Origin of the sequence: Paenibacillus silvae (assembly GCF_014639235.1) — a bacterium.
Classification (GTDB): Bacteria; Bacillota; Bacilli; order Paenibacillales; family Paenibacillaceae; genus Paenibacillus; species Paenibacillus silvae.
The window spans coordinates 487,892-511,774 of the sequence record NZ_BMFU01000004.1 but is presented as its reverse complement, the minus strand read 5'-3'; the positions used below and the strand labels follow the sequence as shown (position 1 = coordinate 511,774).

Annotated in this window: 21 protein-coding genes; all 21 read right to left on the bottom strand. The window is 48.5% G+C overall.

Annotation, left to right across the window (positions count from 1 at the left end):
- Nucleotides 1-174: 174 nt before the first annotated feature.
- The 21 genes from IEW26_RS16635 to nusA all read right to left on the bottom strand — a co-directional run bounded on the left by IEW26_RS16635 (nucleotide 175) and on the right by nusA (nucleotide 23,863).
- Nucleotides 175-2,949: an FtsK/SpoIIIE family DNA translocase gene (locus IEW26_RS16635; protein ID WP_188593142.1), complete on the bottom strand. Its 2,775-nt coding sequence runs from the start codon at nucleotides 2,947-2,949 to the stop codon at nucleotides 175-177.
- Between the two features lie 90 nt (nucleotides 2,950-3,039).
- Complete coding sequence (locus IEW26_RS16630; protein WP_111270053.1) at nucleotides 3,040-3,273, bottom strand: YlzJ-like family protein; 234 nt, start codon at nucleotides 3,271-3,273, stop codon at nucleotides 3,040-3,042.
- Nucleotides 3,270-4,043: a ClpP family protease gene (locus tag IEW26_RS16625; protein ID WP_276311044.1), complete on the bottom strand. Its 774-nt coding sequence runs from the start codon at nucleotides 4,041-4,043 to the stop codon at nucleotides 3,270-3,272. The genes IEW26_RS16630 and IEW26_RS16625 overlap by 4 nt, the downstream gene beginning before the upstream one ends.
- A 227-nt stretch (nucleotides 4,044-4,270) precedes the next feature.
- Nucleotides 4,271-5,920, bottom strand: a complete 1,650-nt coding sequence (locus IEW26_RS16620) for a ribonuclease J (RefSeq protein WP_373288498.1) — start codon at nucleotides 5,918-5,920, stop codon at nucleotides 4,271-4,273.
- Nucleotides 5,921-6,431: 511 nt separating this feature from the next.
- Complete coding sequence (gene dapA / locus IEW26_RS16615; protein WP_188593141.1) at nucleotides 6,432-7,310, bottom strand: 4-hydroxy-tetrahydrodipicolinate synthase; 879 nt, start codon at nucleotides 7,308-7,310, stop codon at nucleotides 6,432-6,434.
- 48 nt (nucleotides 7,311-7,358) lie between these two features.
- Entirely contained in the window at nucleotides 7,359-8,576 is a 1,218-nt protein-coding gene (gene dapG / locus IEW26_RS16610) for an aspartate kinase (RefSeq protein WP_111270050.1), read from the bottom strand.
- Nucleotides 8,577-8,807: 231 nt separating this feature from the next.
- Nucleotides 8,808-9,404: a dipicolinate synthase subunit B gene (locus IEW26_RS16605; protein ID WP_110893066.1), complete on the bottom strand. Its 597-nt coding sequence runs from the start codon at nucleotides 9,402-9,404 to the stop codon at nucleotides 8,808-8,810.
- Nucleotides 9,401-10,300 carry a dipicolinate synthase subunit DpsA gene (gene dpsA / locus IEW26_RS16600; RefSeq protein ID WP_188593140.1) on the bottom strand — a complete coding sequence of 300 codons (900 nt, stop codon included), beginning with the start codon at nucleotides 10,298-10,300 and terminating at the stop codon, nucleotides 9,401-9,403. The genes IEW26_RS16605 and dpsA overlap by 4 nt, the downstream gene beginning before the upstream one ends.
- 149 nt (nucleotides 10,301-10,449) lie before the next feature.
- Complete coding sequence (dut, locus tag IEW26_RS16595; RefSeq protein ID WP_188593139.1) at nucleotides 10,450-10,902, bottom strand: dUTP diphosphatase; 453 nt, start codon at nucleotides 10,900-10,902, stop codon at nucleotides 10,450-10,452.
- Entirely contained in the window at nucleotides 10,859-12,139 is a 1,281-nt protein-coding gene (locus IEW26_RS16590) for a M16 family metallopeptidase (protein WP_145402761.1), read from the bottom strand. The genes dut and IEW26_RS16590 overlap by 44 nt, the downstream gene beginning before the upstream one ends.
- A gap of 101 nt (nucleotides 12,140-12,240) precedes the next feature.
- Nucleotides 12,241-13,236, bottom strand: a complete 996-nt coding sequence (locus IEW26_RS16585; RefSeq protein WP_229729889.1) for a polysaccharide deacetylase family protein — start codon at nucleotides 13,234-13,236, stop codon at nucleotides 12,241-12,243.
- A 181-nt stretch (nucleotides 13,237-13,417) separates the two neighbouring features.
- Nucleotides 13,418-15,520, bottom strand: a complete 2,103-nt coding sequence (pnp, locus tag IEW26_RS16580; protein ID WP_111270046.1) for a polyribonucleotide nucleotidyltransferase — start codon at nucleotides 15,518-15,520, stop codon at nucleotides 13,418-13,420.
- A 260-nt stretch (nucleotides 15,521-15,780) separates the two neighbouring features.
- Nucleotides 15,781-16,050 carry a 30S ribosomal protein S15 gene (rpsO, locus tag IEW26_RS16575; protein WP_056700672.1) on the bottom strand — a complete coding sequence of 90 codons (270 nt, stop codon included), beginning with the start codon at nucleotides 16,048-16,050 and terminating at the stop codon, nucleotides 15,781-15,783.
- Between the two features lie 185 nt (nucleotides 16,051-16,235).
- Nucleotides 16,236-17,174, bottom strand: a complete 939-nt coding sequence (locus tag IEW26_RS16570; protein ID WP_373288490.1) for a bifunctional riboflavin kinase/FAD synthetase — start codon at nucleotides 17,172-17,174, stop codon at nucleotides 16,236-16,238.
- 70 nt (nucleotides 17,175-17,244) lie between these two features.
- Entirely contained in the window at nucleotides 17,245-18,168 is a 924-nt protein-coding gene (truB, locus tag IEW26_RS16565) for a tRNA pseudouridine(55) synthase TruB (RefSeq protein ID WP_188593137.1), read from the bottom strand.
- A complete protein-coding gene (locus tag IEW26_RS16560) occupies nucleotides 18,162-19,139 on the bottom strand; it encodes a DHH family phosphoesterase (RefSeq protein WP_188593136.1) in 978 nt (325 codons plus the stop codon). The genes truB and IEW26_RS16560 overlap by 7 nt, the downstream gene beginning before the upstream one ends.
- 19 nt (nucleotides 19,140-19,158) lie before the next feature.
- On the bottom strand, nucleotides 19,159-19,518 hold the full coding sequence (gene rbfA, locus IEW26_RS16555; protein WP_110893083.1) for a 30S ribosome-binding factor RbfA: 360 nt from the start codon (nucleotides 19,516-19,518) through the stop codon (nucleotides 19,159-19,161).
- Between the two features lie 25 nt (nucleotides 19,519-19,543).
- The gene (gene infB, locus IEW26_RS16550; protein WP_188593135.1) at nucleotides 19,544-22,117 is read right to left on the bottom strand and encodes a translation initiation factor IF-2; all 2,574 of its coding nucleotides are present in this window, start codon (nucleotides 22,115-22,117) and stop codon (nucleotides 19,544-19,546) included.
- Nucleotides 22,110-22,439 carry a L7Ae/L30e/S12e/Gadd45 family ribosomal protein gene (locus IEW26_RS16545; RefSeq protein ID WP_111270041.1) on the bottom strand — a complete coding sequence of 110 codons (330 nt, stop codon included), beginning with the start codon at nucleotides 22,437-22,439 and terminating at the stop codon, nucleotides 22,110-22,112. The genes infB and IEW26_RS16545 overlap by 8 nt, the downstream gene beginning before the upstream one ends.
- A complete protein-coding gene (gene rnpM / locus IEW26_RS16540) occupies nucleotides 22,432-22,740 on the bottom strand; it encodes an RNase P modulator RnpM (protein ID WP_110893089.1) in 309 nt (102 codons plus the stop codon). The genes IEW26_RS16545 and rnpM overlap by 8 nt, the downstream gene beginning before the upstream one ends.
- Before the next feature lie 25 nt (nucleotides 22,741-22,765).
- Nucleotides 22,766-23,863: a transcription termination factor NusA gene (gene nusA / locus IEW26_RS16535; RefSeq protein WP_090923835.1), complete on the bottom strand. Its 1,098-nt coding sequence runs from the start codon at nucleotides 23,861-23,863 to the stop codon at nucleotides 22,766-22,768.
- Nucleotides 23,864-23,883: the final 20 nt, after the last annotated feature.

Below are 23,883 nucleotides of genomic sequence, written 5' to 3'. Positions count from 1 at the left end.
TACGCTCTACCTTTCTCTTGTGGGATTTAACAGAATCGCTACCGTTATTATGACAAGCCTGCCTGTTTCCTATGCACCAAATCATCCGATCTCTGGAGCAAATGGCAGCCCCCGTTCTCCGCACATAGCAAAAAACCTCCAACCCTAGGGGTCGAAGGCTTCTTGGTCACATCCTTACGAGCTTATTTTGCTCTGTTGGTATTGTTCCAGCGAAACCAGAACTTCACGCGGCTTACTGCCCTCATACGGTCCAATGACACCTCGAGCTTCCATCGAATCAATTAAACGCGCTGCACGCGTATAACCTACCCGCATTCGCCGTTGCAAAAGGGATACCGAAGCCTGCTTCGCCTCCAGAATAATCTGCACAGCCTGCTCGTACAGCTCGTCCTGCACTTCTTCTGCTGCCTGACTGGAATCGTCCACTTCGGGAACGAGGGTTTCATCATACTGCGCTTCACCCTGCCCCCGAACGTAATTCACGATATTTTCAACCTCTTCATCACTCATAAACGCACCCTGAACACGAATCGGCTTGGAAGCGCCCATCGGCATGAACAGCATATCTCCGCGGCCCAAAAGCTTCTCTGCTCCACCCATATCCAGAATCGTACGGGAATCCACCTGTGAGGACACCCCGAAAGCAATCCGCGAAGGAATGTTCGCTTTGATTACCCCCGTAATGACATCGACAGAAGGACGCTGTGTAGCAATAATCAGATGGATACCCGCTGCGCGGGCCATCTGCGCCAGACGAGCAATGGCATCCTCTACATCTCCGGCCGCTACCATCATCAAATCGGCCAGCTCGTCCACGATGACCACGATATAAGGCAGTACCGCTGCCGGATTATCCTTCATCAGATTATTGTAACCCTCAACGTTACGTGTGCCGGATTTGGAGAACAATTCATATCGCTTCTCCATCTCAACCACGATTTTTTTGAGTGCAAGCGATGCCCTTTTCGGATCGGTTACAACCGGAGCCATCAGATGCGGGATACCATTGTATACATTCAATTCAACCATCTTGGGGTCTACCATCAAAAATTTAACCTCATCCGGCTTCGCTTTGTACAATATGCTGGTGATAATGCCGTTGATACATACCGACTTTCCTGATCCGGTTGCACCAGCTACAAGCAAATGGGGCATTCGCGCCAGGTTGCCGATAATTGTCTGACCCGATATGTCTCGACCAAACGCAATTGTTACCTTGGACTCTGCCTCCTGGAACGTAGCCGTCTCCATTACTTCCCGCATCGTTACTACCGAGACCTCACCATTAGGAACCTCGATGCCTATTGCGGATTTCCCAGGGATTGGAGCCTCCATTCGAATATCCTTGGCAGCCAGGGCCAGTGCAATATCATCGGTAAGACTGACAATGCGGCTGACCTTAACCCCGATATCAGGCTGAATCTCATACCTCGTCACTGCTGGCCCGCGAACCACTTCAAGTACCTTTGCACGCACACCGAAACTTTCAAGTGTTGCCTCCAGCTTGCGTGCAGTCTGCATATAATCCTTCTGGTCGCCACCTTTGCCGCCATTGTTAGGCTTCGCCAGAAGACGGAATGACGGCAGTTTGTATGGCTTTGGAGGTGGAGGGGGTGGCGCAGCTGGCGGCGTATGTTCCCCTTCTGCAGCGGGCTGTCCCGTTGCAGAGTCCACCGATTCGTCTGAGCTCGCTTCTGTATTCGTTAGCTCATGATCAAGATCACCTTGAAGCAGTGCTTCTTTACCATTTGCATCAGACCACTCGGCTTCGACTAGCTCATCTGTAAATTTGATATCGGGTCTGTCGACCCGATCAGCGCCGTCATCGTTACTGCCGAGATCATCTGGAAACGGATAAGCATCATCGAGATCATCATCCTTATCGGAGCCTTCCGTTCTGACATGCTCAAAAAAGTCACGAATGATTGGCGCAGAGTCCACCTTGGACGATACAACCTGAGCAGCACCAACAGCGGCAGCTCCTGTTCCATGCTCTGCTGGCTCAGATTCACCATACCATGCTTCGGCTGCCATATCCTGCCCGGCCCGGTACACCACCTGTTCGGATTCCAGTGCATCCCCCTCTTGCAGGCTGTTATCCTGCTTGGCAGCCTGCCGGTCTGCGCCCCATTTTCCGAACAATTGAAAAAATATCGGAGCCTTGCGTCTCGGCAGCTGCCCTTCATGAGCATCCTGTAACTCCTCATCATCATCGTAGTCGTCTTCCTGCACGGGTACAGGGGTTAATTTGCGTGTATTTCCTTTCTTGACCCCTGCAGCACTGGAAGCGGAGCCTCTGGCTGGTCGGGACTCCAGCTTTTTGTACATGGAAGTTCCGGCATCCCATATCTTCGTCCTGAATATACGAATCAGATCAACATAAGACAGATTGGTCACCAGCATAAAGCTGATCACAAACATCACAATCATAATCAATCTTGCTCCAAGACTTCCGAACAGCCACAAAAATAAGGCAAACTGCCCGGCACCAATATACCCGCCGCTAATATCCTTATTCAGCATGGAGTCACGTTCCCCCGGCGTGACAGGTGTTAGCAGCTCCGTTTGCATATCATTATGTACCTGGGTCAGCACAGCACCCGGTTCAAGCGCACCGACCGGAATCAGCTTCTGGTGCATCGCCGAGATTGTACTCATCAGCGTTAAAGCGAAGACCAGCAGCACCAGGCCAGTCTTGCGAGTGGTCCAGCCGCTCGGCCATTTGCGATGAATCATCACCATCAGACCATAATAAATACCCACCAGCGGGATTGCAAAATAGAACTTGCCGAGCAGCAGTCCAAACATTTTGGATAACGAGCGTCCGACGGTGGCTTCACCCGATAGTGCTATAACTGCCAGTGTAATCAGCACAATACCGTAAATTTCATATTTTAAGACACCGCTAAATCCGGCGCCCTTTTTTTTCCTCTTTTTTCTTCTGGCCAAGATCAGGTCACCCCCAGAAGAATATTATACCATACAAATATATTCCGTACATATGTTCTTTTTCTGCACCATTTGTCTGATTTCGTCGCGTTATGCCAGGCCGGCGTTACCGGAAAGAGGAACCGTGGAACCCGGCTGATTAGCCGGGTCCAGATACGCTTCGAGCGGACAGTCCAGAAGACGCACAATCACCGCTTCAGTGTCATTTACAGGCCTGACCTGCATTAACAAACCATTCATGCGAATCTCTTTCGTATCACCGGCCTCTGTCCACATTCCCGACCAAAGCTGCTCCGGGGGCATGACTGTATACATCGTTGTCATTGTGTGTACCCTCCTGCCTGAAGTGTCTGTTTCCTGTCGCCCATAAGCTGATTCAATTGTGCAATCGCTTGTCCGATACCGCCTACCGCATCCATAAGTCCATATTTCACCGCATCGGCACTCCCTACCGCTGTACCGATATCCCGATTCAGCTCTCCTGTCTTGAACATCAGTTCCTTGAACATTTCTTCGGAGATGTTGGAGTGTGACGTGACAAATCGAACAACTCGCTCCTGCATCTTCTCCATATATTCAAAGGTCTGCGGAACACCGATAACAAGTCCGTTCATACGAATCGGGTGAATGGTCATCGTTGCACTTCCAGCAATCAGCGAATACGTCGAAGCTACCGCAATCGGTACACCTATACTATGCCCTCCTCCAATAACAACCGTTACCGTTGGTTTGCTGAGGGAAGCAATCATCTCTGCAATCGCAAGTCCAGCCTCTACATCGCCACCTACCGTGTTGAGAATAATAAGGATGCCTTCAATCTTCGGATTTTGTTCTGCTGCAACGAGCTGCGGGATGATATGCTCATACTTTGTCGTTTTATTTTGCGGAGGTAAAATCAAATGTCCCTCGACTTGACCGATAATGGTCATACAGAAAATGTTGGATTCCGCAGCCGGTGACTGTGTCTGCCCAAACTGCTGAATGGACTCTGTCACTGGAGAAACCTGCTTCTCCTCCTGTGCCGGCATCTCTGGAGCTTCTGTCTCCGGCTGATTCGAACGTGGTATTTGCTTGTCATTCATCTGCTCATTCATGAAATGTAATCCCCTTCTCCTGAAAAATGTGATGCTTTCCTTTTCCTTAGTATGGGGAATTTACCAACAAGCTTATACTTTCATTGCTAATCAATTCTTAAATCACCACCGAAACATTACCCATCTGGACAAACACAAAAAAGCCCCTTCTCTACAAGGAACCGTCCAATATTACTTGTAGAGAAGGGGCGACTGTGTGCCAGAATATATGTTTGTGTACCCTTATGTTAAACTTCCATAATGATTGGCAAAATCATCGGTCTACGACGAGTTTGCTCATACAGGAAGCGTCCCAATGCATCTTTAACGTTCGTTTTGAGTGAAGCCCACTCGTTGACATTCTCGCTCATCAGCTTCTGCAGCGTGCTGCTAACGATTCGGTTAGCTTCATCCAGCAGTCCTTCTGATTCACGTACGTAAACGAATCCGCGAGAAATGATATCAGGCCCGGAGACAATTTTGCCATCCTGTTTGCTGAGTGTCACCACGACTACAAGGATACCATCCTGCGATAACAGTTTGCGGTCACGCAGTACGATGTTGCCTACGTCACCTACACCCAAACCATCAATTAATACGTTACCTGCAGTCACTTTCCCAGCTTTGCGTGCTGCTCCGCCTTGAATCTCTACAACTTCACCGATGTCTGTAATGAAGATGTTGTCTGGATCAATGCCCACAGATTCAGCAAGAACAGCGTGACGACGCTGCATACGGAATTCACCGTGAATTGGCAGGAAATATTTCGGTTTCATCAGGTTAAGCATGAGCTTCAGCTCTTCCTGGCTACCGTGACCAGATACGTGAACGCCACTGTTGGCACCGCTGTAATGCACATGTGCTCCGAGGCGGAACAGTTCATCAATGGTACGGCCGACATACTTCTCGTTACCAGGAACCGGAGTTGCTGCAATGATTACCGTATCACCAGGCAGGATATCCACTTTGCGATGTGTGGAGCGTGCCATGCGTGTCAATGCGGACATCGGCTCGCCCTGGCTTCCTGTGCACAGAATGACAACACGATCCGCTGCCATCTTGCCTACTTCTTCCGGTTCAATGATCATGCCGTCCGGAATATCCAGATATCCCAGGTCGGAAGCAATGCCAACCACGTTGACCATGCTGCGTCCGATGACAGCAACTTTACGTCCAGTAACCTCTGCTGCGTTAATGACTTGCTGAATCCGGTGTACGTTGGAGGCAAAGGTTGCTACAACGACACGCTGGCTTGCTTTGCGGAAGATATCTTCCAGCACGATGCCTACGTTTTTCTCGGATGGCGTAAAGCCAGGCTTCTCTGCATTCGTACTGTCAGACAGCAACGCAAGTACGCCGTTTGTTCCGATCTGTGCCATACGTTGAAGATCCGCGTACTGACCGTTAACTGGTGTATGATCGAACTTGAAGTCACCTGTGTGAACAACTGCACCTTCCGGCGTTTCTACACATACCCCGACGGAATCCGGAATACTATGGTTAGTAGCAAAGAAGGATGCTTTCAGCGTCGAACCCAGTTCAATTTCAGAATCTGCATTAATGAGAATGCGTTTCGTCTCACCCAGCAAATTCGCTTCTTTTAATTTGTTCTCTACAAGACCCAGTGTAAGCCTTGTTCCATATACTGGAACATTCAGGTGTTTGAGAACATATGGCAAACCGCCGATATGATCCTCGTGACCGTGAGTCAAAATGATACCTCTTACTTTGTCACGGTTCTCCGTCAAGTACGAAATGTCAGGAATGACAATATCAATACCAAGCATGTCTTCTTCCGGGAATTTGAGACCGGCATCTACGACAACAATGTCGTTAGCGTATTGGATTACATACATATTTTTACCAATCTCGCCTACGCCGCCCAATGCAAAAATCATCAGCTTTTCGTTATTATTATTTTTCTTAGACAAATGAATCTGAACCTCCTATGGTAGTTGGACGTCGTACCTTATTATTTATTGTAAGTTAAGAAAAGTAGTTCAAACATACATCCCCGTATATAGGGATGAATGCAAAAGAACACCTTTATTCACGATATTTGGAAGAAGTTCTTCGAAGTTATTCCCCATCACCAACACGTTGGATCTGAATTGCCCCTCTTAGCCGTTCCTTCCCTTTTCACCGCAAAGCCACACCACTGAAACGATGTCGCTTTCAATTTCAAAAAAATACCGCACCCAGTCACTTGACATCATTATACATGATTAAAAACAGAAAAAACAAGTCACTCTCTCGTTAACCTGTAGGTTTCCCCCTCACGTAAGAAAAGAAACCTTACAGCAGTCGTAAAAAAAAGAACCGCTGCCTCTGGTTAAGAGGTGCGGCTCTTCGCTAAACAAAGCTTTCATGCCAATAATTAATAAATGATGACAGAATCCCAACTTTTATTTACATATCAAGCAGATTTTTAATGTAGTCCTGCTCTTCTTCTGTTGGCGGAATAAGTGGCAGACGAACCGACCCAACATTCAGACCACGTAAAGTTAGTGCATATTTTACGGCCACCGGATTTGGCAGCGGCTGAGGACACTCAAAGAGTCCCTTGAACAGCGGAAAAAGCTTCTGGTGGATCTGCGTAGCCCGCAGAGGGTCTCCGCCATAGAAGGCTTCTATCATTTGTTTCATCTCTGCGCCTACAACATGACTCGCCACACTAACGATCCCGTAAGCTCCCACAGCAATAGCTGGCAGTCCCGCAGCATCATCTCCCGAATATACTCTGAAATGGTCAGGCGCACCAGCAGCAATCAATGTCACCTGCTCCATAGAAGCACATTCCTTTGTTGCCACGATATTCGGAATTTGTGCCAGTCGTAACGTTGTTGCTGCAGACAAATTAGCTACTGTACGCCCTGGCACATTGTAAAGCATTACCGGAAGTGATGTTGCCGCAGCAATGGCTTCAAAATGTCTGTACATGCCTTCCTGGCTTGGTTTATTGTAGTATGGGACAACTAACAAAACACCGTCTGCTCCTACTCTCTCAGCTTCCTTTGTGAGATGGATAGAATGAGCTGTATTGTTGCTTCCTGTTCCCGCAATAATTTTGCATCGTCCAGCCGCATGTTTCACGGCAAACTCGAATAATTGAACTTTCTCTGTATCACTAAGTGTTGGCGACTCCCCAGTCGTACCCGAAACCACGAGAGTCTCCGACTTCTGATCTTCGATCAGATAATCAATAAGACGTGCCGTTTCCTCCCAATGAATCTCGCCTGCTGCATTAAACGGGGTAACCATTGCTGTAATCAATCTTCCAAAGTCCAATTCGATTTCCTCCCTTAAAACAGGTCTGGCTCCGCTAACTCCGGTGATTTATAAGTGAAGTTCAAATGAGGCATGAAGAGCCCTCAGGGCCTGAACCATATCTTCTTTTTTGACAAGCACCCAGATCGTTGTATTGGAATCGGCCGATTGCAGAATCTGAATATCTGCCAGGGTCAAGGACTCTACGATGCGCGCCATAATGCCGGGTACACCATTGATTCCCCCGCCAATGACAGAGACCTTGGCACAGCCAGACAAGCTCTGTGGCTTGAGGCCAATCTCCTGCAGGACACGTATCGCCTTCTCGGAATCACTATCAAACACGGTATAGACAACTCCCGAAGGGGTAACATTAATAAAATCGACACTGATTGAGTTCTCGGCCATCGTTTTGAACACTTTTAATTGCAAGCGATCCGCCCCGCCAGGAACGTCCACCGTGATTTGAGTGACATTACTGACATAAGCAATACCTGTCACATAACGATCTATAATCCCTGTCTGTACGTCCTTGAATCCTTCCGGATGCGTTACAAGTGTTCCCTCTGTATCTGCAAAGGTTGATCTTACCCGTACCGGAATTTGAGACTGCATGGCAATCTCAACCGCCCGTGGGTGAATAACTTTGGCTCCATGGTGAGCCATGTTGCATATCTCTGCATAGCTGACTACGGTTAATGGACGTGCATCCTCAACAATCCGGGGATCAGCCGTCAAAATACCATTTACATCGGTATAGATATCCACCATTTCGGCACGCAGTGCAGCACCCAAAGCTGTTGCGGATGTATCACTGCCTCCACGGCCCAGCGTGGTGAAGTCACCTTTCTCTGTCTGTCCCTGGAATCCTGTTACAATAACAACACGACCCTCCTGCAACTGTTCCAGCACACGAACAGGACGGACATCCAATATCCGGGCGTTCCCGAAATTGTCGTCCGTCACAAACCCTGCTTGTGCACCAGTGAGCACTGATGTTGGAATGCCTTCATGTTCGAGCAGGCTGCTAAGCGTTGTTGCAGAGATAATTTCACCGCAGCACAGCAATAAATCCTTCTCCCGCGCGGATAGTGCGTTCCCATTCTGCGCTGCCCAGTCCAGAAGTGTATCTGTCGCATACGGCTCACCGCGGCGTCCCATAGCTGAAACTACAATAACCAGGTTGAATCCGGCCTCAAGCTCACGTTTAACATGCCGGAGCACATGCTCTCTCGCCTGAACGGTAGAGAGAGACGTGCCTCCGAATTTTTGTACCATAATGCGCATCTTTATTCCTCCATTTGTGTACGCAAGAAGACTGGACACGAGTCAGATCAACAAATGGATCACCCTAAGGAGCGTTCCGATGCGATAATGCAGGAATGCCCTAACAAACAGGAACGTGGTTAGAGGTAGCTGTTCACGCCAGCTATCGTGCACCATGATTTTCTTTGTCTCTCGAACCCTTCTTCAATTCTTCGAGCGCATAACCGTTATTGCCCTGACTACAGCTCTCTTCTATGCCTGTGAAGCACGCTCCACAATCATAGGCTGCAGCTGCTTGCCCTCCAGTGCACTCCAGCAAGCTTCGGGGATCAGCTCCATTTTGGCAACTAACGAATTCGGTTTTTTCACTGGATCATCCTGGCCAAACGGCACAAAATACAAATATTTGGCCACTAATAGTTTTGCAATATTCGCTGCATTCAATCCAAGCCCGTCATTCGTCGATATAGCCAGCACAAGCGGACGCTGATTACGCATCTGCGCTTTGGCAGCCATAAGCACCGGGCTATCGGTCATTGCATTAGCCAATTTGCTCGTTGTATTGCCCGTGCATGGCGCAATGACCAGCACATCTAGCAGCTTAGAGGGCCCTAAAGGCTCCGCCTCAACAATTGTAGAAATGATATCATTACCCGTTATATCTTTCAATTGTTTTTGCCAATTCTGCGCTGTGCCGAAGCGTGTATCCGTCGTCAGTACCGAGTTCGAAATAATTGGAATGACGTTGGCTCCCTCAGCAACAAAGCGGCTAATGACCGGCATAACCTCTTCAAACGTACAATGAGACCCCGTAATTGCGTAACCAACCGTTTTACCCTGCCAGTTCATGATTTAACCTCCCGTGCGTTCTGTTCTTCCAAAAGCAAACGGATTAACGCGTCGGCAATAATGCCGCCAGCCGTTTTGGGAGCAACAATACCGGGGAGGCCTGGTGCGAGCAGTGCCTTGATGCCGCGCTTGTCGGCATACCTGAAATCACAACCGCCGGGAGCGGATGCAAGGTCAATAATGACTGCTTTTTGAGGCATTCTGGACAGGATTTGTGCTGTGATTATCATAGTCGGTATCGTATTAAAAAGCAAGTCAACTTCCCCGGTTTGAGCGGCCAAATCCGTTGTCATGAAAGGCTTCCAGCCCATGATCGCTGCCCGGACTGCGTCTTCATTTCGCCTGATTCCCACCCGTACATTGGCTCCAAGCCCCTGCAGTGTTTTGGCCAGCGTGAAGCCTGTTCTACCGATGCCCAGCACAATACATTCAGAGCCGTGAATTGTAATGTCGGTTTCCTTGATTGCAATGGCGATGGCTCCCTCCGCTGTCGGAATAGAGTTGCAAAGTGCGATATCATCACGATCCAGCACCTCGATCAGCCGAAGACCGTTCTCCTGGCAAAGCTCACGCAAAAACGGCTTTGCCATCCCTGTAAACACGGTGCAGTGCTCCGGCAAAGCAGCCATATGTTCTTTTTTCAAAACAATTGCAGTATCACTAAACGAAGAACTTACTTTCCCTTGATCATCACAGCTCACCACAGGCAGTACCAGCACATCTGCGGAAGCAAACACATCATCCTCCAGTTCGCGGTGCTCAATGCCCGGAATAACCTGTTCCAGTTGGTCGAAGCCTACCACACTTACCGTTGCATCCAGTTCGGCGCACTTTCGAATGACTTCAAGCTGCCTTGCATCTCCGCCCAGAACGACAATCCGGACTCCGGTCAGCATCGGGACGTCACTCCTTTCACCACATGTATGCCTTATCGTATGCAGCGGCCCACAGGTGGGTGAAACAATAAATGAATCCGAATTGAATTCAAGAATGCCGGAACATAAAAAAAGTCGTCCCAAAGGGACGACATTTCATTTCTAGTATATTACTTGCCTGTATGACCGAAGCCGCCTTCTCCTCGCACCGTCTCCGAAAGTTCAGCAACCTCCGTCAGTTCAATCGCAGGCACTGTCTGGAACACAATCTGGGCGATCCGCTCCCCGCGTACAATCGTAAACGGATCCTGCCCCAGATTAATAAGCAGCACCTTCACCTCGCCACGATAATCCGCGTCAATTGTTCCCGGTGTATTCAGACAAGTAATACCGTGTTTGAAGGCCAGGCCGCTGCGCGGACGAATCTGAGCTTCCAGTCCAGCTGGCATCGCCATCGCAAGCCCTGTCGGGATCAGCGTACGCTGTCCCGGCTGCAGAACAACCTCTTCTTCCAAGGCAGCCACAACATCAAAGCCGGCAGCCAGCTCAGACATTTTTTGCGGCAGCCTGATATCCTCGTTACCCGGTAACTTCTTTATTTGAACGTAATGCAACCAAATCATCCCTTCTCAGTCCAGCAATCGTCTTGTCTGAAGCGCCTACCATCGCAAGTGCAAACGGCTCTGCGAACATCAGATCAAGTACAGCATCGATATCCTTCATCGTAACTTGCTCAATTTTGGCAATCATCTCATCCAGCGTAAGATGTCTGCCAAGCATCAATTCGTTTTTCCCCAGTCGGTTCATACGGCTGCCTGTGCTCTCCAGACTCAAAATCAGACTGCCTTTCAGCTGCTCCTTGCCCTTGCGCAGTTCATCCTCAGATAAACCATTAACAGCCAGGTCACTCAGCACCTCTTTGGTCAAGTCCAGCACTTCCTTCGTCTGCTTCGGAGCTGTACCCGCATAGATCGTGAACAGTCCACTGTCCGCATGAGAGCTGTGATACGAATATACGGAATAAGCGAGTCCGCGCTTCTCACGAATCTCCTGAAACAGTCTGGAGCTCATGCCTCCGCCAATGGCGTTATTCAATACTACCATGGCGTACTGCAGCGGATCACCAATTTTGCACCCAGGGAACGAGATACAAATGTGGTTCTGCTCCGTTTTCTTTTTGTGAAAAAGCTGTCCGCTTTGGAAAGCTGGAACTTTCACTTCCTCGGATACCCCTTGGACGTCAAATGCGCCAAAATGCTTCTCCATCAGATCAATCACACGGTCATCAATGTTGCCCGCAATGCTGATAACGGTGTTTTCGATCGTATAATGTTCCTTCATATAAGCACGCAAATGACTGGAATCCATCGCCTTGAGGCGTTCTTCTGTACCCAGAATCGGATATGCGAGCGGGTGCTCTCCATATGCGGCTAGAGCCATCAGATCATGAACCATGTCATCAGGCGTATCCTCGTACATTGAGATTTCTTCCAGAATGACATTTTTCTCTTTGGCCAATTCACCCTCGTCCATCTTGGAACGGAAGAACATATCAGATAATACATCAACTGCAATTGGCAGATGTTCATCGAGCACCTTCGCATAATAGCAGGTATACTCCTTGGACGTAAATGCATTCACATTACCGCCAATGGCGTCAAACTGCTCCGCAATCGCTTTGGCATCGAAACGCTCTGTTCCCTTAAACAGCATATGTTCAATAAAATGGGATACCCCGTTATTTTCGGTACGCTCATTCCGCGAACCTGTTTTGACCCATATTCCGAAAGACACGGAACGACAGGTCGGGATTTGCTCCATTACAACTCTGAGGCCATTGCCCAGCTGAATTTTTTTCACGGTTGGCCCTCCTACATCTCTATAATTGCCGTGATCTCAATCCTTGCAGATTGCAATCGACATTTGGTTCCAACTTTTTGATATTAACAAAAAAACAGTATTCACTCAACCGCGTTGCCTTTCACCCGTTCCGAAGACAACGTTTCACTGACTGTTCCAAGCACCAGTCCCTTGGCCCGAATCGAATCAATCATGCCTTTCATTGCTCCTGCCGAGGAAGCAGTAGGATGCATAAGGATTAATGAACCAGCTTCGGTTTTCTTTGCTATTTTAGCAATGATGGAATCCGGACTTGGTTTCCGCCAATCCACGGTATCTACCGTCCACAGTACCGTTTGCAAGCCCATTGAAGCTGCGATATCTACCGTCTTTTGATTAAAATCACCCGAAGGCGGTGCGAACCAGCGATTCTCCACACCAAGCGTTTGATGCAGCAGGTCCTGCGTTTTACTAATCTCCAGTTTTGCCCGCTCCGCACTCAATCGGCTCATATTCGGATGTGAATAAGCGTGGTTGGATATTTCATGCCCACGCTTTTGAATTTCCTTGGCCAGTTCCGCATTTTTACTCAGCCAGCTGCCATCCAGGAAAAAAGTAGCCTTCACCTTTTCGGCATCCAGCGTGTCCAGCATCGGGACGAGAAATTCATTGCCCCAGGCTACATTGATCATAAAAGAAACCATCGGTTTATTGGCATTGCCTCGATAGACCGGATGTGCACCCAGGTCTTTCAGCTGGATATCCGGCTCAATCTGACGATACACATATGGAATTTTGGTGTTCCACGTGCCGCTCAGCGCCTTGCGATAGGTCGCCTCCACATCAATCTCCAGACCGTTGTAACCGGGAATCGCTTTCCACACACGATCAACCCTGGCATTCACCGGAGCAATCCGGGTTTCAGCTGCCTTATCCTTGATCGCAGATAATAGTGATTCTTCCCCGGTCGCTTCCTTAAACATATCAAACGCATTCTGTGTCCCTGGTCCGTCGCGGATTTCCGTAATGTATGTACGTACACTGCCGACTTGTCCGATTAGCATGACCGCTGCCACACCCGCGAGAACAACCGCCAGTTTTTTGGATTGGTTTCTCACAGCTCCATCCTCCCGCCGTCTTTGTCCCCATCATATGAGGACAAGGGCAGGATTATGATTAAATCCCGCAATCCGTCTGCGCCTGCTGCATACGCTGCAATTTAAACGTTAAAAAAAGAGCCAGAAATTCGCATTCTGTCTCTTCATTCAATCGTTCAATGGTTATTCAAACGTCAGCAGCCTAGGATTGCGCAGGAGCTTCCGCTGTTAATACAGCCTTGCGGGACAGGTTAATTCGGCCCTGCGGGTCGATTTCGGTTACTTTTACTGTAATCGAATCACCGATTGCCACCACATCTTCCACTTTAGCCACACGCTCTGTAGAAAGCTGTGAAATGTGTACCAGACCTTCTTTGTTAGGAAGCACTTCAACGAATGCACCGAATTTTTCAACGCGTTTTACTTTGCCGACATAGATTTCGCCAACCAGCACTTCGCGTACAATGCCTTCGATAATTGCTTTGGCTTTATCATTCATCTCCTGATTGGAAGAAGCGATAAAGACACGGCCATCCTGCTCAATATCAATTTTAACACCGGTTTCCTCGATGATTTTATTGATAATTTTACCACCAGCACCGATAACATCACGGATTTTATCCGGATTGATGTGCATCGTTGTAATTTTAGGCGCATACTGAGACAGCTGCTCACGCGGCGTTTTCATCACTTCGGTCATTTTGCCCAAAATGTGCATACGTCCTTCTTTTGCCTGTGCCAGCGCTTCGGACAAAATTTGACGGTCAATACCATCGATTTTGATATCCATTTGAATAGCCGTTACTCCATCAGGTGTTCCCGCTACTTTGAAGTCCATGTCACCCAGGTGATCTTCCATACCTTGAATATCACTCAGAATGGATACATGCTCTCCATCTTTGATCAGACCCATCGCTACACCAGCTACCGGAGCTTTAATCGGTACGCCTGCATCCATCATCGCAAGTGTGCTTGCGCAAATACTTGCCTGGGACGTAGAACCGTTCGATTCCAATACCTCAGACACCAGACGGATCGTGTACGGGAAGTCCGTTTCCGAAGGAATGACCTTGGACAACGCACGCTCACCCAGCGCACCATGTCCGATTTCACGACGTCCTGGCGCACGAAGCGGACGAGCTTCACCTACGCTAAACGGCGGGAAGTTGTAATGATGCATGAAACGTTTGGTTTCTTCCAGACTGATGCCGTCCAGAATTTGAACGTCACCCAGCGCACCCAGAGTACAAACGCTCAGTGCTTGTGTTTGTCCACGTGTGAACAGACCTGAACCGTGTGTACGCGGCAACAGGGAAGTGTCACATTCGATTGGACGAATCTCGGCAAGGCCGCGTCCATCCGGACGTACTTTATCATGTGTGATCAGACGGCGCACTTCTTCTTTGACGATATCGTGCAGCACTTCTTTCACATCTTTCAGCAATTCCGGTGTTTCAAGGTATTTCTCCTCAAAATGAGCAACCGTTTCGTCATTCACAGCGTCAATCGCATCCTGACGAGCGTGTTTCTCCGCAATTTTAACAGCTTCCACCAGACGTGCGCTTGCAAACTCACGCACACTGCTGTTCACTTCTGCGTTTACAGCATGGAGCTTCACTTCCATTTTTTCTTTACCTGCAACCTGTACCAGCTGTTCAATCACCGTTACAATGTTTTTGATCTCGTCATGCCCGAACATGATTGCCTCAAGCATCACTTCTTCAGGTACTTCGTTTGCTTCGGCCTCAACCATCATAATTGCGTCTCTTGTTCCGGCTACAACCAGTTCAATATCGCTCACTTCCAGCTGAGCAATGGTAGGATTAATGATAAACTCACCATCAATACGACCAACCTTCACACCGCCAATCGGCCCGCTGAACGGAACATCGGAAATGCTCAGTGCTGCCGAAGTACCGATCATCGCAGCGATTTGTGGCTCGCAGTCCTGATCCACACTCATTACAATATTCAGAACCTGTACATCGTTACGGAAACCTTCCGGGAACAATGGACGAATCGGCCGGTCTGTCAGACGACTTGCCAGAATCGCTTTCTCGGATGGTCTTCCCTCACGCTTGATAAATCCACCCGGGATTTTACCTACAGCGTACAATCTTTCTTCATAGTTCACCGTCAGTGGGAAAAAGTCCAGATCTTTCGGCTCACTTGATGCTGTCACGGTACACAATACGACGGTATCTCCGTATGTCACCTTAACGGCAGCATTCGCCTGCTTGGCCAAACGCCCGGTCTCAAGCGTAAGCTTTCTTCCACCAAGCTGCATTTCAACACGCTGTTCCATGAAATCCCTCCTTTAATTCGTTCCTATCACAATGGATTCTGCATATTCACAGTATTTCCTGCTTGTCCGGCATTCATTAGCAATGGTTATGCTGAACAAAGGCATACCTGCAAAACAAAAGCTCCTTGCGGAGCCCTCAGCTACAAATATATGGCAACATGTTCATCTACAAAACAACCCGGCTGTGAGGTCCGCTTGTCCTTTTAGACAAAAGAAAAGGCGGATAACAGCCAGGTTGAGTTTGAAAACATGTACGATAATTAACGACGCAATCCGAGTTTTTCGATCAGTGCGCTGTAACGTTTAACATCTTTGTTTTTCACGTAAGCCAAAAGCTTACGACGTTGACCTACCATTTTCAAAAGTCCACGACGGGAGTGGTGGTCTTTCTTATGCGTGCGCAAGTGGTCTGTCAAACTTCTGATGTTTTCCGTAAGGATAGCAACTTGCACCTCAGGTGATCCAGTATCGGACTCATGAGTTTTGTGCTCGTCGATCAGTTGTTGTTTGCGTTCTTGAGTCAATGCCATCCTATTCACCTCCTTCATTATAATCGCCGTTAGCCTCGTCACCGCCGGTGAGAGCCTGCAACCAAGCTAAGGTTAATGTCGTCTCAATCGACAACGTAGTACATTATATCATAGTTGCCCGGACAAAGTAAATGTAAACATCAATTTAAATGAAAAATGTAAACATCCCTTGTTTTATTCCATTTTCAGGATAACAGACGAGCAGCAGTCAATGCATCTTGGCGAATCTGAGCAATCAAGGCATCAATCGAGCCAAACTTTTGCTCATTTCGAATGTAATGCACCAGTTCCACTTTCAGTTCCTGATCATAGATTTGACCATCAAAATCAAGCAGATGCACTTCATAGGTCGGTTTCATGCCATTCTCGTGAAAAGTCGGTTTGACACCCAGGTTCATTACACCCGCGAGCTCTTGAGTGCCGACCTTCACCCGCACAGCATAAACCCCTTTGGCTGGCGTAACATAATGATCGACAAGCTCAAGGTTAGCGGTGGGAAAACCAATGGTACGCCCGCGTTTTTCTCCATGAATAACGGTACCTCTAACGCTGTATGGACGGCCAAGCCACTGACTGGCCTCATCCATTTCGCCACGTTTCAGCAGCGCACGGATGAGTGAACTGCTCACCTTCTCCCCGCCAAGCAGAAACGGAGGAACTGTCTCTACCGTCATCTCGCTTCCACCCAAGGTACGCAGCAACTGTTCATCGCCCGCTCCTTTATGACCAAAACGAAAATCAAATCCGACAACGGCAGTTTGTGTCTGAAGAGGAAGTAACAATTCATGCACAAATTGCTCTGGAGATAACTTTGAAAAAGATTCATTAAATTCAACCACGTAGAGAATATCCACTCCCATACCGGCCAAAATCTCTTCTTTGTCTCTCAGCGGGGTAAGGTATCCCTCGTAATCCCCTTTGCGCATAACTTCCTTCGGGTGTGGATGAAAGGTCATGACAGCTGCCTTCTTACCCGATTCCCGCGCGATGCGAACAGCGGATAGAATGACGCTTGCATGACCGAGATGCAGCCCGTCGAATTGACCAATTGCCAGCACTTGGGGATGTGTACTCAGTTCCGCGGATTGTAATGTCTGCGGATAGGTTAACATTACGGTTTTCACAATCATTCACCTGCATTTCACTTGATGGGCCAAGCTTGAACCTCGTCATCACTCCAAGCCTGGTTCCTTTTTATTCCGGTAAGAAAACTTTAACAGCCCTCACGGTTGGTTTCAATTCATCCCGCTCAAATATCCCCAGAAACGTGCCATCCTGAGCATAGAGACGAAGCAGGCCAGGCTGCTCCACTGGCGGCTCCAGCAGACGAGCGGACAGCTTTTGCCCCTGAAGCGCTCCTTTCATCTGCTCTTCTCCGACCTTGTGGGCCGGAATAGAAGGAATCGCTTCATCTACCGGGATCAGCGCCTCAGCCAGCGTGCCTTCAGCCATGCGCTTTTCAACTTCTTCTATATGGAGACAATGCTCTGCAGATATTCCTGCAGATATGGTACGTTCCAGCTTCACCATTGTAGACGGGAACCCAAGCTTGCGGCCGATATCTACACATAATGTACGGATATACGTTCCTTTCGAGCATAAGGCACGAAAAGATATGTCGGTTGTGCCATCATTACTCTCTATTCCGGTCAGCTCCAGCTCGTAGATGGTAACTTCACGACTCTTGCGTTCTACCGTTTTGCCTTCACGTGCAAGTTCATATAATCGTTTCCCATCAACCTTTACGGCAGAATACATGGGTGGAACCTGTGATATGTTACCAAGAAACTGCTCCAGCACCTGCTGTACCTGAGCCTGTGTTACTTCTACAGCCGACGTTGAACGTTCAATGACTTCACCGGTCAGATCTTCTGTGTCTGTGGCAAGTCCCAGCCTGAGCGTTGCCAGATATTCCTTGGGAAGCTCCTGCATATACTCGACCACTCGTGTAGCCCGCCCCAGGCAGAGCGGGAGAACCCCGGTCACCTGAGGATCAAGCGTACCCGTATGACCAATACGTTTCATCTTTAGGATCCGACGCATTTTGGCTACGACATCATGAGAAGTAAAACCAGCTGGCTTATACACTGGCAACACACCTTCAAACGGCTTTACCATTGTAAGTTCACCTGCTTCAGCACTTTTTCCACGACTTCCTCCAGCTTGCCTTCCAACCGGCAGCCTGCTGCGAGCACATGTCCGCCGCCGCCAAAGGTCTGTGCTAACGCTGCAACATCTACTTTACCAGCTGAGCGCATGGATGCCTTCACTGCATTGTCATTGATGACTTTGAAAAAGATACCTACTTCCACACCACGAATGTTTCGAGCGAAGTTCACAATTCCTTCCAAATCTTCATTAACTGCTCCGCATGCCTGCATGTCATCTGGTGTAATAACAACCCAGGCCACTCTGCCATCTTCTGTCATCTGCAATGAAGAGAGCGCCTTGTTCAGAATGCGAACCTGAGGAAGCGTAACTTCCTCCAGCAGCATTTGCGCAAGATGAGGACCATCCACACCATGTTCCAGCAAACGCGAAGCCACGGCCATTACATTCGGACTTGTATTGGCATAACGGAACCCGCCCGTATCTGTCAACAGACCTGTGTATACTGCCGTTGCAATGTCCTTGTTCCACGTAATATTGAAAAGCTGCAGAAAATCAAACAAAATTTCGGCTGTTGCCGCTGCATCTGATTTGATTATATTTACTGCACCATAACCGTTGTTCGTTGGGTGATGATCAATATTCAAAATTATGGCGTCTTCTTCAAAATATTGACGGGAAAGACCCACTCTGGCAAAATCAGCACAATCAACACAGATGATCGCTTTATACTTACGCTCCGGGGGTTGTTCGGTCATGTTCACAATGGCATCGGCCTGCCATAAAAAACGCATGCGCTGTGGAATTTCACCTTCATTAATCATGGTGAATGTCTTCCCCAGACATGACAGCAGCCAGCCCACCGTTACCGTCGAGCTGACTGCGTCACCGTCCGGCTGTACATGCGACACGACCAGGTAATCGTCATGCTCCAGCAGGAATTGTTTGCCTGCCTGGAGCGCCTGTTCATAAGTGTGCATTGCCGTCTCCTCTATTCTGTTACTGGGATTCGTTTTTGTCGGAACCAATATCGCCCAGCAGCTTTTCAATCCGGCTGCCGTATGCAATCGATTCGTCGATCTTGAATATCAATTCGGGAACATGACGGAACCGGATGCGTTTGCCCAGCTCCGTGCGCAGGAAGCCGTTTGCTTTCGCAAGTGCTTTAAGCGAATTATCCTTCTGCTCCTGTTCACCGAAGACACTCAGATAAACTTTGGCTTGCGACAAGTCGCCAGTCACTTCAACACCCGTAACGGTAATAAAACCGATACGTGGATCTTTCAGTTCTGACTGGATAAGCAAACTCAATTCTTTCTTGATTTGCTCGCCCACTCTACCTGTACGAATCTTAGCCATTGTTGTTCACCTCATGCTTCCTTGCTTATCGTTGTACGGTCTCCATAATAAAGGCTTCGATAACGTCGCCTTCTTTGAGATCGTTGTATTTGTCCAATGTGATACCACACTCGTAACCTTGAGCTACTTCTTTGGCATCATCTTTAAACCGTTTCAGGGAATCCAGCTTGCCTTCGTAAAGGACGATGCCATCACGAATCAGGCGTGCTTCCGCAGAACGAGTGATTTTGCCCGAGGTAACCATACAACCTGCAATGGTACCCACTTTACTGATGGAGAAGGTATTCCGAACTTCAGCATGACCGATAACTTTTTCTTTGTAGATCGGATCGAGCATACCTTTCATCGCTTGTTCAATCTCTTCAATCACGCTGTAGATAACGCGGTGCAGACGAATGTCTACTTGTTCTTGATCCGCAGTAATTTTTGCCTGATTTTCAGGACGAACGTTGAAACCGATCACGATGGCATTAGAAGCTGCGGCCAAGATGATGTCGGATTCCGTGATCGCGCCAGCACCGCTATGAATGATCTTCACGCGTACGCCTTCAACTTCGATCTTCGCCAGGGAACCTTTCAACGCTTCAACCGAACCTTGCACGTCACCTTTGATGATCACATTCAAATCTTTAATCTCGCCATCTTTAATGTGTTGGAACAAATCATCCAGAGTTACACGAGTGTTCGTGCCCAGATCTGATTCACGTTGCGTGATGGCACGCTTTTCAGCAATAGAACGAGCTTTACGCTCATCTTCAAACACCATGAATGGATCTCCCGCACCTGGCACTTCCGTCAGACCTGTAATTTCTACTGGAGTAGACGGTCCAGCTTCTTTCAAACGACGGCCTTTATCATTGACCATTGCACGTACACGGCCAAAACAGTTACCCGCTACGAACGCATCTCCGACTTTCAATGTACCATGCTGTACAAGGATACGTGCAACTGGCCCACGTCCTTTATCGAGTTCGGCTTCAATCACCGTACCCCGAGCACGTTTATCTGGATTTGCTTTGTATTCATTTACTTCTGCAACGAGAAGAATCATTTCAAGCAAACCTTCCAGACCCATTCTTTGTTTCGCAGATACGTTTACAAAGATCGTATCTCCGCCCCACTCTTCCGGAACGAGTTCATAGTTGGTCAGTTCCTGCTTCACTTTATCAGGATCAGCACCCGGTTTGTCAATTTTGTTGACTGCAACGATAATCGGCAGACCAGCAGCTTTGGCATGGTTAATCGCCTCAACCGTCTGTGGCATAACACCATCATCTGCAGCTACAACAATAATTGTCATATCCGTAACCTGTGCACCACGCGCACGCATCGCTGTAAACGCTTCGTGACCCGGTGTATCCAGGAACGTAATTTTCTTATGGTTAATCTCAACTTGATATGCACCAATGTGCTGTGTGATACCGCCAGCTTCGCCGCCCGTTACATTCGTGGAGCGAATCGCATCGAGCAATGTTGTTTTACCATGGTCAACGTGACCCATGATCGTTACAACCGGAGGACGGGACTGCAGATCTGCAGGATCATCATTCTCCTCGACATTTTCGAAACGGTCATCTTCAAGCACAATTTTCACTTCAACTTCAACACCGAATTCACCTGCAAGCAGAAGAATCGTATCAATATCAAGCTCCTGGTTAATGGTTGCCATAACCCCCATACCAATCAGCTTTTTGATAACTTCGGAAGCATCTTTATGAAGCAGCTTCGCTGTTTCACCAACCGTCATATCACCACGTACGATGATTTTCTTCGGTGTGTTATCAATTTTTTCACGCTGTACATACTGTTGCTGATTTCGGTTGCGGTTGTTCTTGCCGCCACGGTTATTGCGGAAATTGCCTCCGCCACCGCGATTGTCGTCAAAGCGACGTCCACCGCCACTATTGTTGGAGCGATTTCCATTGTTGCTGCCTGAGTTACCTTGACCGCCTCTGCGTTGGCCACCTTGTCCCTGCCCTTGTCCCTGCCCTTGTCCTTGGCCACCGCTACGGTTGCCGCTGTTAGGTCCTGAAGTTCTGCCAGGACCGCCGCTATTGTTCGGACGTTGACCCGTGCCTTGCGGACGGGACCCCGTGTTTCCTTGACCACTCGAAGCCGGTCTTGGACGATTTCCTGATTGTCCTCCCTGGTTTGAGCCTTGGGAAGTTGTTGTTCTGTTACGGCTGTCTTGGCCGCTTGATCTTTGAGCGCCATTGTTATTGTTGGAATTTGGTCTATTGTTCATACCTACCTGCTTTTCCTGTTGTATTTTTGTTTGTACGGGACTACCGGTTGTACTGCCGCTCTTCGGCGTGTTCACTCCGCCGCCCGGCTTGTTGCTGTCCACTGGTTTGTCACTGCGCACGGACGAAGTGGCTACCGATTTGGCTTCGCCACCCTGTTTGGATGCGGCAGTGGATTTGATATCTTTAAAAAATTGTTCCACCTTGCTGACTGAACCATTCTCCATAACGCTCATATGATTGTTAACGGGAATATCCAGCTTTTTAAGAATGGTTATAATTTCCTTGCTGCTCATGTTAAGGGACTTCGCATATTCATAAACTCGCAATTTTTCCTTGTTTTCCTGTTTACTCAATATACTCCACCTCCGACATTATACCGACTTGCTTGGAGATCATTTTTGCAAACCCAAGGTCTGTTACTGCAAGAACCACCCGCGTATCTTTACCGATGCTTGACCCAATACGGTCGCGATCCCAACCGATAAGAAGCGGAACCTTGTAAGTACCACATTTGTCGCGAAATTTCTTCTGTGTATTCGCCGAAGCGTCGCCTGCAACAATAACCATCTTGGCGTCACCTGAACGGATCGCTTTCAGTACAATTTCTTCACCTGTAACAAGCTTGCCAGCACGCATAGAAAGCCCGAGGTAAGATAATACTTTTGCATCACTCATCCTCTTCACGCCCCTGTGCAGCAATAAATTCATCCTCTACTGCAATGAAGTCAGCAGCAAGCTGTTCATATATCTCGGGTGAAACTTTGCTTTTCAGCGCCCGGTCCAGCGCCCGATTTTTAAGTGCAAGCTTGAAACAGGACTCTTTGCCACACAAATATGCGCCGCGTCCAGACTTTTTGCCCGTCAAATCAATCAACACTTCATCCTCAGGCGTTTTAACGATGCGAATCAGCTGCTTTTTAGGCATCATTTCCTGACAAGCGACACATTTGCGCATCGGCACTTTTTTTGGTTTCATACGTCAGCGCCCCCCGTGCTTTCCTTTAGTCGACGGAGACGGAATCCTGGTGCATTTCTGAAGAAGAATCTTTTTCTCTACCGAATTCCTGCTCCGCCTGGCTCTCACTCTTAATGTCGATCTTCCAGCCTGTCAGTTTGGCTGCCAATCTGGCATTTTGGCCTTTGATGCCAATGGCAAGGGACAGTTGATAGTCAGGAACGATCACTCGAGCCATCTTTTCCTCCTCGAACACGTGAACCTCCAACACCTTGGAAGGACTCAGGGCATTAGCCACATATTCGTCCACTTGTTCGGAATAACGAACGATGTCGATTTTCTCACCGCGCAGCTCACCCACAATGGTCTGCACGCGCATTCCTTTTGGACCTACGCAGGAGCCCACCGGATCAACTTCCTCGTTGCGGGAGTGAACTGCAATCTTGGAACGGAATCCAGCTTCGCGAGCAACGGAGCGAATCTCCACTACGCCGTCAAAAATTTCAGGCACTTCCAGTTCAAAGAGACGTTTCAGCAGTCCCGGGTGAGTACGTGACAAGATGATTTGCGGCCCTTTGGTCGTATTTTCTACCTTGGTGATGTATGCCTTGATGCGATCACCATGAACAAACTTTTCGTTCGGCATGAGCTCGGTAAGAGGCAGTGCCGCTTCGATTTTGCCCAGATCGATGTAGATATTGCGCAAATCCTGACGCTGCACTACTCCCGTAACGATATCTTCTTCCTTATCTACGAAAGCATTGTAGATCAGGCCGCGTTCGGCTTCACGAATTCGCTGGGTAACAACCTGTTTGGCCGTCTGTGCGGCGATACGTCCAAAGTCGCGCGGCGTAACTTCAATCTCCGCAATATCTTCCAGCTGGAAGTGTGGGTTGATTTCCCGTGCAGCAGGCAACGAAATTTCCGTGCGCGAATCCAGAACTTCTTCTACGATCAGCTTGCGGGCATACACCCGAATTACCCCCGTATTGCGGTTCATGTCAACACGTACGTTCTGGGCCGTGTTAAAATTACGCTTGTAGCTGGAGATAAGTGCAGCTTCGATTGCTTCAAACAGCACATCCTTGCTAATCCCTTTTTCCCGTTCCAATTCATTCATTGCTTCAATAAAATCCATACTCATGAATGTTGATCCCCCTTTCA

Coding starts and splice junctions, on each gene's coding strand:
- IEW26_RS16620 (WP_373288498.1), bottom strand. CDS start 5,920: ATGATTTTTGCATTGGGCGGCGTAGGCGAGATTGGTAAAAATATGTAT.
- IEW26_RS16545 (WP_111270041.1), bottom strand. CDS start 22,439: ATGAGTGATGCAAAAGTATTATCTTACCTCGGGCTTTCTATGCGTGCT.
- IEW26_RS16630 (WP_111270053.1), bottom strand. CDS start 3,273: ATGACAACGATGTATACAGTCATGCCCCCGGAGCAGCTTTGGTCGGGA.
- truB (WP_188593137.1), bottom strand. CDS start 18,168: ATGGTAAAGCCGTTTGAAGGTGTGTTGCCAGTGTATAAGCCAGCTGGT.
- IEW26_RS16625 (WP_276311044.1), bottom strand. CDS start 4,043: ATGAATGAGCAGATGAATGACAAGCAAATACCACGTTCGAATCAGCCG.
- dapG (WP_111270050.1), bottom strand. CDS start 8,576: ATGCGCATTATGGTACAAAAATTCGGAGGCACGTCTCTCTCTACCGTT.
- rpsO (WP_056700672.1), bottom strand. CDS start 16,050: ATGGCATTGACTCAAGAACGCAAACAACAACTGATCGACGAGCACAAA.
- IEW26_RS16605 (WP_110893066.1), bottom strand. CDS start 9,404: ATGAACTGGCAGGGTAAAACGGTTGGTTACGCAATTACGGGGTCTCAT.
- dpsA (WP_188593140.1), bottom strand. CDS start 10,300: ATGCTGACCGGAGTCCGGATTGTCGTTCTGGGCGGAGATGCAAGGCAG.
- dut (WP_188593139.1), bottom strand. CDS start 10,902: ATGATTTGGTTGCATTACGTTCAAATAAAGAAGTTACCGGGTAACGAG.
- rbfA (WP_110893083.1), bottom strand. CDS start 19,518: ATGGCTAAGATTCGTACAGGTAGAGTGGGCGAGCAAATCAAGAAAGAA.
- rnpM (WP_110893089.1), bottom strand. CDS start 22,740: ATGAAACCAAAAAAAGTGCCGATGCGCAAATGTGTCGCTTGTCAGGAA.
- IEW26_RS16560 (WP_188593136.1), bottom strand. CDS start 19,139: ATGCACACTTATGAACAGGCGCTCCAGGCAGGCAAACAATTCCTGCTG.
- nusA (WP_090923835.1), bottom strand. CDS start 23,863: ATGAGTATGGATTTTATTGAAGCAATGAATGAATTGGAACGGGAAAAA.
- pnp (WP_111270046.1), bottom strand. CDS start 15,520: ATGGAACAGCGTGTTGAAATGCAGCTTGGTGGAAGAAAGCTTACGCTT.